The organism is Micromonospora sp. NPDC093277, from assembly GCF_044765245.1.
In the GTDB taxonomy this organism is placed as follows: domain Bacteria; phylum Actinomycetota; class Actinomycetes; order Mycobacteriales; family Micromonosporaceae; genus Micromonospora.
The window spans coordinates 169819-182886 of record NZ_JBIWJO010000008.1 but is presented as its reverse complement, the minus strand read 5'-3'; the positions used below and the strand labels follow the sequence as shown (position 1 = coordinate 182886).

The window sequence follows — 13068 nt, the reverse complement described above, 5'->3', positions numbered from 1 at the left end:
TGTTCCGCGACCGGCGACACCGACCGACCGGCGCGGCGGTGCGACAGGTTCGCCATCACGGCGTTCGGTGCCTCGACGGCCGGCTGAGGGCTCGACGGAGCCACGGGATCAACGGAGCCACGGGATCAGCGGTGGGCCTGGTCGTCCCGGCCGGCTAAGACCTCGCCGCGCGCCTCGCCGTCGTCGCTGCCGCCGAAGACCCGTGCGTCGTCGGGCACCTCGGTCTCCGGCGGCACAATCTCCGGACCGGCGGACTTCCAAACGTCGACCCGCCGCGGCCCGCGCGATCAGCCGTTCGGGTTGCGGGTCACCCGGAGCACGACCTGCTGCTTGGTGACGCTGTCCAGGGTCACCTGGAAGCCGCCGGCCTCGGTAGCCTGCTGGCCCGTGGTGAGCGACAGGCGCTCCCCGGCCACCTCCACCGTGACCTGGTCGCCCTCCACGCCGACCAGCTTCGCCTCGACGCCGAGCAGGCTGGCGCGGGCCTCGACACCGCGGTCGAAGGTGACCGTGCAGGCGTCCAGGCCGCAGTCGGTGGAGGCCCCCGCCGAGCCGCATCCGGCCAGCAGCGCGACGCCGAACGCGAGGCCGGCGAGCAGGCCGGCGACGCGGCGGGTGGAGGTCAGCGAGGGGGATACGGGTCGGCTCGTCACCCGGCCAAGGGTACGAGGCGAGGAGAGGTGGACCGGTTGCCGGCCGAACCGGACCGGCCGGCCGGCTCCGGGGAGACAATGGCCCGGTGAGCTTCCTGGTCGAGGAGAACCCCGCCGAGCGCCGCTTCGAGATCCTGGTCGACGACGCGCTGGCCGGGTTCACGGCGTATCAGCCGCGCGGCGAGGTGCTGGTCTTCACGCACACCGAGGTGGATCAGCGTTACCGGGGCATGGGCGTCGGCGAGGCGCTGGTCCGGAGCGCCCTGGACCAGCTCCGCGAGCGCGGCGACCGGCTGGTGCCGAAGTGCCCGTTCGTGGCCGCGTTCATCGAGCGTCACCCCGAGTACGCCAACCTGGTGGTCGCCGAGCCATGACGGGATTCGCGATCACCGGCCGGAGAGCTCCGGATCAGCGCGGGCCGGTGAGAAGTTCGGCCGCGGCGTACCCGGCGGCCCGGGTGGCACCGTGGGTGGCCAGGTGCACCGCGCCGGTGACCAGCTCGGGAACGCCCAGTTCGACCACCACGGCGTCCGGGCGGGCCGCCAGGGCACGAGCCACCGCGTCCCGCATCCAGGCGTGCCGGTGCAGATCCCGCACCACCAGCACGAGAGGACGGTCGGCCGCCGCGGCGGCCGGGTCGGCCACGGCGTCGTCCTCGGCGTAGCGGACGGTGGTGGTGCCGGGCACCAGGTCGGCGAGCGGGGCGGCGATCCCCCACGGGGTCTCCGCGCCGATCGCGATGTTGCGGGGCGGGACGAACTCCACCACGTGCGCCGGGCCGGGCAGCGGCAGCAGCCCGGCCGGGCCGGTGACCACCCGCAGGGCCCGCCGGGCGGCGGCCAGCCCGACCAGCGAGACGTCACCCGGCCGGCTGGTTGCCGGCTGGCCGGCTCGGGTGGCGACGGTCCAGGCGGCGAGCTGGCCGACCCGCTTCGCCGCCTCGGCCAGCCGTTCCTCCGGCAGGTGGCCGGCGACCACCGCCGCGACGATGGCGTCGCGCAGCTCGATCGCGTCCGCCTCGGTGGCCCGCTCTCCGCCCACGCAGATGGCGTCCGCCCCGGCGGCGAGGGCGCGGACCGCCGCTCCGGGGAAGCCGTACCGGTCGGCGACCGCCCGCATCTCCACCGCGTCGGTCACCACCGCACCCTGGAAGCCCAGCTCGTCGCGGAGCAGGCCGCCCAGGATGCGTGGGCTGAGCGTGGCCGGCAGCTCCGGGTCCAGCGCCGGCACCAGCAGGTGCCCGGTCATCACCGCCTGCGCCCCGGCGGCCACCGCGGCCCGGAACGGGGCCAGCTCCACGGCGTCCAGCCGGGCCCGGTCGCCGTCGATGCGGGGCAGGTCGTGGTGCGAGTCGACGTGGGTGTCGCCGTGGCCGGGGAAGTGCTTGGCGCAGGCGGCCACCCCGCCGGCCTGGAGTCCGCGTACCCAGGCGGCGGTGTGCCGGGCCACCAGCGCCGGGTCGGCGCCGAACGAACGGACCCCGATGACCGGGTTGGCCGGGTTGGAGTTGACGTCGGCGTCCGGGGCGTAGTTGAGGGTGACGCCCAGGGCGGCCAGCTCGGTGCCCAGGTCGCGGGCGACCTCCTCGGTCAGCGCCTCGTCGTCGACCGCGCCGAGGGCGAAGTTGCCGGGCCGCGAGCTGCCCCGGGCCGACTCGATCCGGGTGACGTCACCGGCCTCCTCGTCGATCGCGACGATGACGTCGGGCCGCTCGGCGCGCAGGGCCGCGGTGAGCGCGGCGACCTGGTCGTGGTCGGCGACGTTGCGGGCGAAGAGGACCACCGATCCGAGCCCCTCGCCGAGCCACCGGTGCACCCAGGGCGGCGGGGTGGTGCCGACGAACCCGGGTTGCAGGACGGCGGCGGCGAGGGCCGCCAGGTCTCCGGTCGCTCCCACAATCCGCTCGCTCATGCGCTGCAGTACCCCCGTCTTTTTTCCCACGGTCCGGCCGCCGGCGGCGGTGCTGCCAATGTTCACATCGCGACCCAGTAATAGTCAACAATCCTTACTGTTAGCGCCTGGCGCACCCGGACCGACCGTGCGAGAGTGCGAGCATGTCCCCCACGCTGCTCGCCGACGCCACCTCCGCCGCGGACATCCCCGGCGTACGCCTGCTCGGCCTGGTGGTCGGCGGCCTGTTCCTGCTGATCGCGATCCGCGCGATGTTCCGCCGCTGATCGCACGCCGCGCACGGCGTTCGGGCCGGCACCTTCCGGGTACGGCTGTCGTCGGCCGGACGGACCGCCCGGTCACGGACGCGGCGAGGGGGAGCGATGCGGATCGGCTATTTCCTGTCCAGCGAGGAGTACGCCCCGGCGGAGTTGCTGGCGCAGGCCCGCGCCGCCGAGCGGGCCGGCTTCGCGGCACTGTGGATCTCCGACCACTACCACCCCTGGGTCGACGCCCAGGGTCAGAGCTCGTTCGTCTGGTCCACGATCGGCGCGCTGAGCCAAGTCTGCTCGCTGCCGGTGACCACGGCGGTCACCTGCCCCACGGTGCGCCTGCACCCGGCGGTGATCGCCCAGGCCGCGGCCACCAGCGCGGTGCTGCACTCCGGCCGGTTCGTGCTCGGCGTCGGCAGCGGCGAGGCGCTGAACGAACACATCCTCGGCGGCCCCTGGCCGCAGACCGACGTCCGGCTGCGGATGCTGGAGGAGGCGGTGGAGGTGATCCGCCAACTGTGGCGGGGACGCTTCGTCAACCACTACGGGGAGCACTACACCGTCCAGCACGCCCGGGTCTACACCCTCCCGGACGCTCCCCCGCCGATCTACGTCTCCGGGTTCGGCCCGAAGTCCATCGACCTGGCGGCCCGGATCGGCGACGGCTACATCAGCGTCAAACCCGACCCGGAGATGGTCCGCCGCTTCCGGGACAACGGCGGCGGCGACAAGCCGTGCCAGGCCGCCTTCAAGGCGGCGTACGCCGACAGCGAGGCCGAGGGCGTGCGGCTCGCGTACGAGAAGTGGCCGAACGAGGGCCTGCCGGGCGAGCTGTCCCGGGTGCTGGCGTCGCCGCGGCACTTCGAGCAGGCCGCGCAGCTGGTGCGGCCGGAGATGATGAAGGAGTTCTTCGTCTGCGGCAAGAACCCGGACGCCCACCTGGAGATGATCGACAAGTACGCGCAGGCCGGCTTCGACGAGGTCTACGTGACCAACACCGGCCCCAACTGGCAGGGCCTGATCGACCTCTATCAGCGCGAGGTGCTGCCCCGGCTACGGTGAGCAGGCCCAGCCGGGAAGCCGATATTCGGATGCGGCGGACTCACCTCGGCCCGACCATGGTCGGCGTGCACTCCGCCCTCACGGTGACCCCGGCCGAACTACCCACCCTGCTGCTGCACGTCGCGGTCGTCCGGCCCGTCTTCGTCTGGGGTCCCCCCGGCATCGGCAAGAGTTCGCTGGTACGAGCGTTCGCCGACTCGCTCGGACTGCCCTGCGTGCCCCTGGTCGGCACCCAGCTCGCCGCAGAGGACCTGATCGGGGTGCCCGAGCTGCGCGACGGGCGCAGCCGGTTCGCACCGCCGGAGTCGATCGCCCGCGATGACGCGTACTGTCTCTTCCTCGACGAGCTCAACTCCTCCAGTCCCGAGGTCCAGAAGGCCTTCTACTCGCTGATCCTCGACCGCCGGATCGGCTCGTACGAACTGCCGGCCGGCTCTATCGTGATCGGTGCCGGCAACCGCGCCACCGACAATGCGCTGGCCCGGCCGATGGCGTCGGCGCTTGTGAACCGGCTGGTGCACGTGCACCTGCGCGCCTCGCCCACCGACTGGCTGGCCTGGGCGGCCGGCGCCGGGGTGCACCCATGGGTGGTGGACTACCTGACCGAGCGCCCCGACCAGCTCTGGGTGGCCCCGCCGAAGACGGAGGAGGCCTTCTCCACCCCACGCAGTTGGCACATGCTCTCCGACGCGCTGCACTCCTTCGGTGACGACGCCGACGAGGCGACGGTGCGGCTGCTGGCCGGCGGCACCCTCACCGGGGAACACGCGGCCGGCTTCACCGCGTACGTCAAGACCGTGCGCCACCGCTACGGTCTCGACGCCATCGTGCGCGGCGACGCCGGCTGGCCGCGCGCCACACAGGACCGGGACCTGCTCTACTTCTTCGCCCAGGCGTTCCGGGCGCGGCTGGTCAAGGAGTTGCCGGCTTCCCGGGAGCATGCCTCCCCAGCCGTCCGGAACTTCTCGATGCGGGCGAAGGGGCTGCTGGTGGAGCTCGCCGAGATCTCCCTGGAGTGCGCCCAGCTGGTCGTCGCCGCCGATGATGACGGGATGCCGGTGCTGCCGGCCTGGTTCCTGGTCGAGGTGACCCGGGACCTGCCCCGACTGGTCGCGGCCCGGGCCTGACCGTGGCCACCCGACGTCGCGCCGCCCGTCGGCCGGACCCGAACGAGGAGGCGTTCACCCAGGCCGAGAAGCGGACGTACGGCCATCCGATGTTCCGGTCGCTGCTCTGCGACGGGTACCCGAGCGCGCGGATCCGCTGGCTCGACGACGAGGAGCTGGCGGAGGCGCAGGGCTGGGCCCGGGTGGCCGGCGACGGGGAGATCGTGGTCGACCGGCGACGGCGCGCCGACACCGAGGAGTGGTACTGGGTGATCACCCACTGCCTGCTGCACCTCGGCTTCGGCCACCTCGACGCGGACCGGGACGGCCAGAGCGATCCCGCCGCAACGGCGGCTGCCTGCCTGGCGGTGGCCCGCTTCCAGCTCGACGCGCGGCTCGGCCGGCCGCCACGTCCGCTGCCCACCCCGTTGCCCGGTGGCACCGAGGAGCGGCTGGCCGCCGACTGGCGCCAGCGCGGCGTCCCGCCGGAGTACCTCGCCTGCGGCGTCGGCGGGCAGGGACCGGACCTGGTCCGGCGGTTCGCGCCGGCCCAGCGCTGGGCCGGCCCGCCCTTCGCCGGCACCCGGTGGCAGACCTGGCCGGAGCGCTTCGCCGTGGGGCTGGCGGCGGCGGCCACCGCAGCCGTGGAGGCGGCGGGCGCGCCGAAGCCGGGGCCGGACGGGACGGTCCGGGACAATCCCTGGGAGCGGGCACGACGCTGGTTCGTCTCGTCGTACCCGCTGCTCGGGGCGCTCGCCGCCGGATTCCGCATCGTCTCCGACGTGGAGCTCGCCCGCTCCTGGGACATCGCGGTCGCCGCCGTCGAGCCGAACGCCGGGGAGATCTACGTCAACCCGCTGCGGGTGCTGTCGGAGGAGCAATGCCGCTTCGTGCTGGCGCACGAGATGCTGCACGCCGCGCTGCGGCACGGCGACCGCGTGGCGCACCGGGACCCGTACCTGTGGAACGTCGCCACCGACTTCGTGATCAACGGCTGGTTGGTGGAGATGGCGGTCGGTGAGATGCCCGACGGTCTGCTGTACGACCCGCAACTGCGCGGCCTGTCGAGCGAGGCGGTGTACGACCGGCTCGCCACCGACCTGCGCCGCTATCGCAAGCTGGCCACCCTCTGCGGCCCGGGGCGGGGCGACATCCTGGGCCATGGTGCGCCCGGGCCGGGCGAGGCCCGGCGCGGGGTCGACCTGGACGAGTACTACCGCCGGGCGTTGACCAGCGGCCTGCGGTACCACCAGTCGTCCGGGCGTGGGTTGCTCCCGGCCGGGCTGGTCGCCGAGATCCGGGTGCTGGACGAACCGCCGCCGCCGTGGGACGTGCAACTGGCCCGCTGGTTCGACGAACGCTTCCCGGCGCGGGAGCGGCGGCGGTCGTACGCCCGGCCCTCGCGCCGGCAGGCGGCCAGCCCGGGTATCCCGCGCCCCGGTTGGCACCGGCACGACGAGGAGGACCGCCGGCCGACCTTCGGCGTGCTGCTGGACACCTCGGGGTCGATGGGCATCCGGCTGCTGGGGCGGGCCCTCGGCGCGGTCGCCGCGTACGCGACGGCCCGTGACGTGCCCGCGGCACGGGTGGTGTTCTGCGATGCGGTGGCGTACGACGCCGGCTATCTCCCGGTGGAGGAGATCGCCGGCCGGGTGCGGGTACGCGGTCGTGGCGGCACCGTGTTGCAACCCGGCGTACGCCTGCTGGAGCATGCTGACGACTTTCCGGCGGACGGCCCGATCCTCGTGATCACCGACGGCGAGTGCGACGTGCTGCGGATCCGCCGCGACCACGCGTTTCTGGTGCCGCGCGGCGCCCGGCTGCCCTTCTCGCCGCGTGGCCCGGTGTTCTGGATGAGCTGACCTGTCGGCCCGGGCGGCTCAGCCGTCCCGGCCGAGGTGGCGCGTCAACACCCGGCCCGGTTTCGGCCGCAATCGCCGGGGGTACCTGCGGATCCGTTGAAACTGTCCACGCCGTCCGGTGTCCGAACAGGGCCTGTTGACGAGGGACTAGCCTGACCCGGGCACCGACGCGGTGCCTGTCGACAACGACGACCAGCGCGAAAGGGGCCTGATCGTGATCGAGCAGCCGGCGTACAGCGGGTTCGGTTTCTCCGACGAGGAGTGGGGGCTGCTGGTCGGGCTGCCGCAGTCCGTCCTCGGCGCAGCGAGTGCGGCCGAGTCCGACGGAACCCGGCGCACCATGGCCGAGGGCGCCGCCGGCCTGGAGGCCATCGCCGCGGGACGCGAGTCGGCCAGCCCGCTGGTGGCCGCCGTGGCCGGTGAGGTCGTCTCGCGGGTGGGCGACCCGGAGGTCGGCGCGGAGCTGCCGGTCGTCGCGCCCGCCGACCCGCAGGCGCTGATCGACGACGTGCTCGACCGGGTCGCCAAGGCATCGGCCCTGCTGGCCGGCAAGGTGGACGAGGGGCAGGCCGGCGCGTACCGGCACTGGTTGGTGGAGATCGCCGAGCAGGTGGTGGGCGCGGCCGTCAGCGGCGGCCTCCTGGGACTCGGCGGCGACGTGGTCAGCGACTCGGAGCGGCGCTTCCGGGACCGGCTGGCCCAGGTGCTGAACGACTGACCCCGGATCCGAGCGCGCAAATAGCAGAAGCAATCATTGCCGTCAATGACGGATATCTGACGCCCCACGGCTGCCGCCTTGTCAGCCCGTGGGGCGTGATCCGCATGTAGGACGAGCACAGGGGCCGGCAATGGACGCATTACTGAATCGGCAGATCTTCGACACGACGTACGCGCCCCCGCGCGACCGCTTCGGGGCGTGGTTGGACATGCTCGCGCACACGCCCGCGCTGATGCGGATCCGCACCGAGCACGCCGATGATTTCGTCGCGCGGGCGGAGTTCCTCGATCTGGGACCGATACAACTAATCCGCCACCGCTACCCCTCGCTGGACGGGATCCGGACCCGGAAGCTGATCCAGCGCTCCGAAGCGGACTACTACCTGCTCGCGCTGACCCTGACCGGCACCGGCATCGCGGACCAGGACGGGCAACGCGGCGTCTGCCGCCCCGGCGACTTCACCTTCTACGACTGCGCCCGCCCACAGGAGCTCAGCCACCGCGGCGACGACAACGGGCGGGAACCCGCCAGCTCGATCGTCGTGTTCGTCCCGTACGACGCGCTGCCGCTGTCCCACCGCCGGCTCGCCCCGCTGTTCGCCGGCCGGATGTCCGGCACCGAGGGGGTCGGCGCGCTGCTGGCGAACTATCTCATCCAACTCACCGGCAATCCCGAGCAGTATCACGCCGTGGACGCCGAGCGGCTGGCCGGAATCGGCCTCGATCTGCTCTCCACCATGCTCGGCCGGCACCTGTTCTCCACGGACGCGGTGCCCACCGAGGTACGCCGGCGCGCCCTGCTGACCCAGGTGCGCGCCCACATCCGCCAGCACCTGGGCGACGTGACGCTGAGCCCCCAGCACATCGCGGACGTGCACCACATCTCGGTCCGGTCGCTGCACCGGCTCTTCGAGGCGGAGGAGACCACCGTCGCGGCGTACATCCGGGACCAGCGCCTGGAACGCTGCCGCCGCGACCTCGCCGACCCGGCCCTGCGGGACCAGCCCATCCAGGCGATCGCCGGACGCTGGGGCTTCCGGGACAAGGCACACTTCAGCCGGGCGTTCCGGGCCGCGCACGAGGAGACGCCGCAGGCCTACCGGGCGCAGCGCCTGGAACAGGCACGCATCGTCAACACGGCGGCATCCCTGGTCAACTCGGAGCCGACATACTGATTGCGGGCCGCGTCGGGAAACCGACCCGGCCCAGTGGTATCGGGGGACCGTGGCGAGGCGCTCGCGACCCTTCCGTCGCGGGCGGCCGCCCGGTGCCGCTGCCGTTCGTGCCGGCGAAGCCCCCCGTCGCCACCGGCCGTCCACGGCCACCCGGCCTCCGACCCCGTCGTGGTCTCCCCCAGCACCGACGACGGGGTCGGTCAGCTTTCCTCCTTCAACAACACCAGCACGGCCTTCTCCACCGCCTCCCGCGGCATCTCCGCCTCCACCGGAACGACCACACCGTCGTGGTAGAGGTCCACCACCCGCGGGTCCACGTAGGACGTACGAGCCACGGTCGGCGTGTTGCCGAGCAGCTCGGCAACCGAACGCATCACCCCGGCCACCGCCCGCTTGCGGGCGGCCACGGATCGCTGCGCGCCGGCCGTCGCCAGCTCGGTGGCGGCCAGCACCGTGGCGTGCCAGGTACGGAAGTCCTTCGCGGTCATCTCCCCGCCGCTGGCGTCGCGCAGATAGTCGTTCACCTCGTCGCTGCGGACGTCCCGCCAGGTGCGGCCGTCCCAGTAGCCGAACAGCCGCTCCTCGGCCCGCCGCTGGCGGCGCAGGTTGGTCAGTACCTGGCACAGCTCGGGGTCCTCGATCCGGCGTACCTGCTCGACGCCACCCTTCGCCGGAAACTCGAAGACCACGCAGCCGGCCCGGGAACGGGCGTGCTCGGGGCGCAGCGTGGACACCCCGAACGTGGGGTCGTCCCCGGTCGCGTACTGGTCGTTGCCGACCCGGAACGTGCCCATGTCGAGCAGCCGGGCGACGGTGGCGAGGACCCGCTCCCGCCGTAGCCCACGCAGCGCCAGGTCGTGGCCGACCCGGTCGCGCAGCATCGGCAGCCGGTGGGCCACCTCCAGCACGTGGTCGAACTTGGCCTCGTCCCGAAGCTGGCGCCACCGCGGGTGATAGAGGTACTGCTTGCGCCCGGCCGCGTCGACGCCGGTGGCCTGGATGTGCCCGTTCCGGTGCGGGGAGATCCAGACGTCGCGCCAGGCCGGCGGGATGACGAGGCCGCGCAGCCGGGCGAGCTCGTCGAGGTCGCGGACCGACTCGCCCTTCGGGTCGACGAAGAGCCAGCCCTTCCCGCGCCGCCGGCGTCCGTACCCCGGCCGGCCCGGATCGCTACGCCGCAACCGCACCGGAGACCCGCACAGCCCGTTCCGCCTCGCCAACGGCGGCCAGCACCTCGTCGACCGGGATGGCCGCCAGGCGCGGGTGGGTGGCTTCCGCGCCGGCGCGGTCCCGGTCGAGCCGCACCCGGTGCCCGGCCCCGAGCACCCGGTGCCGGGGGCGGTCCGCCGGTGGCCCCCAGTGCTCGGGCGGCACCGGGCCGAAGAGCACCACCGAGGCGATGCCGTACCCGGTGGCCAGATGGGCCACCCCGGTGTCCCCGCTGACCACCAGCCGGGCATCGGCCACCAGCGCGGCCAGTGCGGCCAGGTCGGTCCGGCCGGCGAGCACGGCGTCCGGCGGCAGCCCGGCCTCCCGGGCGACCCGATGGGCGAGGTCCCGCTCGTCGGCGGAGCCGGTGAGCACCACCCGGTGCCCCTGGTCGGTCAGCGCCCGCGCGAGCGCGGCGAAGCGCTCCGCCGGCCAGCGCTTCGCGGGGATCTTGCTGCCCGGGTGCAGCACGGTCGCGCCGGCCGGGGATCCGGTCGCGGGCGGGCGGCGCAGCGCCAGGTCGGTCGGGTCGGCCGGCAGGTCGTACCAGTGCAGCAGCCGGCACCAGCGGCGGACCTCGTGCTCGTCGTCGTCCCAGGCCGGGCCGCCGGCGGGCCCGGCGTCGGGGTGGGCGAACGCCAGCAGCCGGCCGGGCCGGGTGGCGGTGAGCATCCGGTGCGACCGCGGACCCCGGCCGTGCAGGTTGACCGCCACCTCCGGCGGCGGGACCGGCCAGGTCGCCCGGTCGGCCAGGCCGTCGGTGGGCAGCACCCGGTCGACCACGCCGACCAGGTCGACCAGCGGCGCCAGCCAGCCCGGCGCGGCCAGCACCAGCTCCCGGCCGGGGAAGCCGGCCCGCAGGCCGCGCAGCGCCGGCACGGCCGTCGCCAGGTCGCCGACCCCGAGCGCCCGCAGCACCAGGATCACGGGTACGACGACTCCTGCTCGGCGCAGACCACCATCTCGCGTACCGCGCAGCCGGGCGGCTGGGAGAGCGCGAACATGACCGCGGCGGCGGTGTCGGCGGGCTCGTTGAGCACGGCGTCCGGGCCGGGGCGGTACTGCTCGTCCCGCGCGTCGAAGAAGGCGGTGCGCATACCGCCCGGAATCAGCAGGGTGACGCCGACCGCGCCGGCCAGTTCGGCGGCGAGCGCCCGGGTGAAGCCGACCACCCCGAACTTCGCCGCGCAGTACGCGGTGGCGTCGCTGACCGCCTTGACGCCGAGCGTGGAGGCGATGGTGACGATGCTGCCCCGGGACGCCTCCAGGAAGGGCAGGGCGGCCCGGATCACCGCCGCCGTGGCGAGCAGGTCGACCGTGACGACCCGTTCCCAGGTCTGGGCCGGGACGTCGACCAGCTTCCCCGGCACGTCCACGCCGGCAGCCGTGACCACGGCGTCCAGGCCGCCGGAGCGTTCCGCGAGTTCGCGGGTGGCCGCCTCGGCGGCCCGGGTGTCGGCCAGGTCGCACTCGACCCATGGCACCCCGTCGCCGGGCCGCTGCCGGTCCAGGACCAGGGGCCGGCCCCCGGCGCGGGCCACCGCGACGACCACCGCGGCGCCCAGCCCGCTCGACCCGCCGGTGACCAGGACGGTCGGCCCGGCCCCGGGTGGACTGCTGCTCATGCCGCCCCCTCGCTCCGCTCGGCGTCGGGATGAGGCACCACGGCAGTGCAGCGATGATTCGCTCGCTGACGCCCGCTCATCGTGCTCCCTCCGCCGCCGCCGCGATCATGTCGGTGGTGGACCGGCCGTCCAGGTACGGCACGACCACCGTGTGCCCGCCCCAACGGGCCAGGATCTCCGCCTCGGGGAGGGTCTCGTCGCCGCCGCCGGTGGCGTAGTCGCCACCCTTGACCCAGATGTCCGGGCGCAGCCAGGACAGCGCCGCGTGCGGGGTGGACTCGTCGAAGACCAGCACGGCGTCCACGCAGCCCAGCGCGGCGAGCAGCCGGCTGCGATCGCCCTGCGGCACCACCGGCCGCCCCGGTCCCTTCAACCCGGCCACGCTGGCGTCGGAGTTGAGGCAGACCACGAGGCAGTCGCCGAGCTGCCGGGCCGCCTGCAGGGTCGCCACGTGGCCGGCGTGAAGCAGGTCGAAGCAGCCACCGGTGGCGACGACGGTGCCGCCGGCGGCGCGTACCTCGGCGATCACCGCGCCGGCGGCGGCCGCGCCGATCCGCGCCCCGCCGCCGGTGACCGTCGCCGGCGCGGCGGCCCGCACCGGGGCGGGCAGCGCGGCGGCCACTCCGCCGCCGGCCACGTACGCGGACGCCTCGGCGACCGACTCCTGCACCGCCTCGGAGACCAGTGCGCCCCCGGCCAGGGCGAGGGTCGCCGCCGCGGCGAACCGGTCGCCGGCCCCGCAGGTGTCTCCCTCGGCGCTGGTCGGGGCCGGCACCACCAGCGGGGTGGAGCCGGCGTGGCAGAGCAGCGCGCCGTCCCCGCCCAGGGTCACCGCCACCGCGCCGGCCCGCCACCGTTCGCGCAGTGCCTGGGCGCTGCGGGACGCGGTGACCAGCCGGGAGGCGTCCGGCCGCACCTTGGCCAGCTCGCGCGCCTCGGGCTCGTTCGGGGTGATCAGGTGCACCCCTGGCACCGCGGTCGGGCCGCGCGGGTGCGGATCCCAGACCACCGGCGCACGGGTGGCGGCGAGGGCGGCCCGCAGCGCCGGCTGCCGCGCCACGCCCCGGCCGTAGTCGCTGACCAGCACGGCGGAGGCGTTGGCGAGCAGCCGCAGCACCGCGTCGCTCGGCTCGCCGGGCGGGCTGGCCGGCCCGCCCCGGTCGTGGCGAAGCAGCACCCGGCCCCGGGCCCGCAGCCGGATCTTCTCCGGGGTGGCCCCGGCCAGCGGCAGCGCGTAGAGCTGCACGCCGGCGGCGGCGAGCAGGGTGCCGAGCCGAGCCCCGCCCACGTCGTCGGCGACCGCGGTGACCAGCGCGACCTCGGCGCCCCCGGCGGCGGCGAAGACGGCGGCCAGGCCGGCGCCGCCCGGGCGGTCGACGTACGTGGTCTCGTCGAGCACCGGCACCGGGGAGTCCGGGCAGAGCCGGTTCACCACGCCCTCGACGTCCCGGTCCAGCAGGATGTCACCGAGCACCACCACAGGTCCCGTCACGCTCG

General features: G+C 74.5%; 13 protein-coding genes. 7 read left to right on the top strand and 6 right to left on the bottom strand.

Annotation, left to right across the window (positions count from 1 at the left end):
* Positions 1-287 precede the first annotated feature (287 nt).
* Positions 288-653: a hypothetical protein gene (locus ACIRG9_RS19645; RefSeq protein ID WP_402857458.1), complete on the bottom strand. Its 366-nt coding sequence runs from the start codon at positions 651-653 to the stop codon at positions 288-290.
* A gap of 86 nt (positions 654-739) precedes the next feature.
* On the opposite strand from ACIRG9_RS19645, the gene ACIRG9_RS19640 reads away from it, so the two are divergent.
* The gene (locus ACIRG9_RS19640) at positions 740-1027 is read left to right on the top strand and encodes a GNAT family N-acetyltransferase (protein ID WP_402857456.1); all 288 of its coding nucleotides are present in this window, start codon (positions 740-742) and stop codon (positions 1025-1027) included.
* A gap of 34 nt (positions 1028-1061) precedes the next feature.
* Here the strand turns inward: ACIRG9_RS19640 and ACIRG9_RS19635 are convergent, their stop codons facing one another.
* The gene (locus ACIRG9_RS19635; RefSeq protein ID WP_402857454.1) at positions 1062-2564 is read right to left on the bottom strand and encodes a glycoside hydrolase family 3 protein; all 1503 of its coding nucleotides are present in this window, start codon (positions 2562-2564) and stop codon (positions 1062-1064) included.
* Between the two features lie 143 nt (positions 2565-2707).
* Between ACIRG9_RS19635 and ACIRG9_RS19630 the strand changes: the two genes are divergently transcribed.
* The 6 genes from ACIRG9_RS19630 (at position 2708) to ACIRG9_RS19605 (ending at position 8737) form a co-directional block, all read left to right on the top strand.
* On the top strand, positions 2708-2830 hold the full coding sequence (locus tag ACIRG9_RS19630; RefSeq protein ID WP_402857452.1) for a hypothetical protein: 123 nt from the start codon (positions 2708-2710) through the stop codon (positions 2828-2830).
* Positions 2831-2926: 96 nt separating this feature from the next.
* On the top strand, positions 2927-3877 hold the full coding sequence (locus tag ACIRG9_RS19625; protein ID WP_402857450.1) for a TIGR03557 family F420-dependent LLM class oxidoreductase: 951 nt from the start codon (positions 2927-2929) through the stop codon (positions 3875-3877).
* Between the two features lie 83 nt (positions 3878-3960).
* Positions 3961-5004 (top strand): ATP-binding protein, encoded by a 1044-nt coding sequence (locus ACIRG9_RS19620; RefSeq protein ID WP_402857927.1) that lies wholly within the window; start codon positions 3961-3963, stop codon positions 5002-5004.
* 89 nt (positions 5005-5093) lie between these two features.
* Positions 5094-6845: a hypothetical protein gene (locus tag ACIRG9_RS19615; RefSeq protein ID WP_402857924.1), complete on the top strand. Its 1752-nt coding sequence runs from the start codon at positions 5094-5096 to the stop codon at positions 6843-6845.
* A 214-nt stretch (positions 6846-7059) separates the two neighbouring features.
* The gene (locus ACIRG9_RS19610) at positions 7060-7563 is read left to right on the top strand and encodes a hypothetical protein (RefSeq protein WP_402857448.1); all 504 of its coding nucleotides are present in this window, start codon (positions 7060-7062) and stop codon (positions 7561-7563) included.
* 130 nt (positions 7564-7693) lie between these two features.
* Complete coding sequence (locus ACIRG9_RS19605) at positions 7694-8737, top strand: helix-turn-helix domain-containing protein (RefSeq protein WP_402857446.1); 1044 nt, start codon at positions 7694-7696, stop codon at positions 8735-8737.
* 200 nt (positions 8738-8937) lie between these two features.
* Here the strand turns inward: ACIRG9_RS19605 and ACIRG9_RS19600 are convergent, their stop codons facing one another.
* From ACIRG9_RS19600 to ACIRG9_RS19585, 4 genes are all read right to left on the bottom strand, one after another.
* On the bottom strand, positions 8938-9924 hold the full coding sequence (locus tag ACIRG9_RS19600; protein ID WP_402857444.1) for a DNA topoisomerase IB: 987 nt from the start codon (positions 9922-9924) through the stop codon (positions 8938-8940).
* Entirely contained in the window at positions 9908-10873 is a 966-nt protein-coding gene (locus ACIRG9_RS19595) for a glycosyltransferase family 9 protein (RefSeq protein ID WP_402857442.1), read from the bottom strand. The genes ACIRG9_RS19600 and ACIRG9_RS19595 overlap by 17 nt, the downstream gene beginning before the upstream one ends.
* The gene (locus tag ACIRG9_RS19590; RefSeq protein ID WP_402857440.1) at positions 10870-11571 is read right to left on the bottom strand and encodes an SDR family oxidoreductase; all 702 of its coding nucleotides are present in this window, start codon (positions 11569-11571) and stop codon (positions 10870-10872) included. The genes ACIRG9_RS19595 and ACIRG9_RS19590 overlap by 4 nt, the downstream gene beginning before the upstream one ends.
* 76 nt (positions 11572-11647) lie before the next feature.
* Entirely contained in the window at positions 11648-13063 is a 1416-nt protein-coding gene (locus ACIRG9_RS19585) for a PfkB family carbohydrate kinase (protein ID WP_402857438.1), read from the bottom strand.
* Positions 13064-13068: the final 5 nt, after the last annotated feature.

Excerpts from the sequence above, each read along its gene's own strand:
- ACIRG9_RS19635 (WP_402857454.1), bottom strand. The coding sequence starts at position 2,564 with ATGAGCGAGCGGATTGTGGGAGCGACCGGAGACCTGGCGGCCCTCGCC.
- ACIRG9_RS19630 (WP_402857452.1), top strand. The coding sequence starts at position 2,708 with ATGTCCCCCACGCTGCTCGCCGACGCCACCTCCGCCGCGGACATCCCC.
- ACIRG9_RS19625 (WP_402857450.1), top strand. The coding sequence starts at position 2,927 with ATGCGGATCGGCTATTTCCTGTCCAGCGAGGAGTACGCCCCGGCGGAG.
- ACIRG9_RS19615 (WP_402857924.1), top strand. The coding sequence starts at position 5,094 with ATGTTCCGGTCGCTGCTCTGCGACGGGTACCCGAGCGCGCGGATCCGC.
- ACIRG9_RS19605 (WP_402857446.1), top strand. The coding sequence starts at position 7,694 with ATGGACGCATTACTGAATCGGCAGATCTTCGACACGACGTACGCGCCC.
- ACIRG9_RS19590 (WP_402857440.1), bottom strand. The coding sequence starts at position 11,571 with ATGAGCAGCAGTCCACCCGGGGCCGGGCCGACCGTCCTGGTCACCGGC.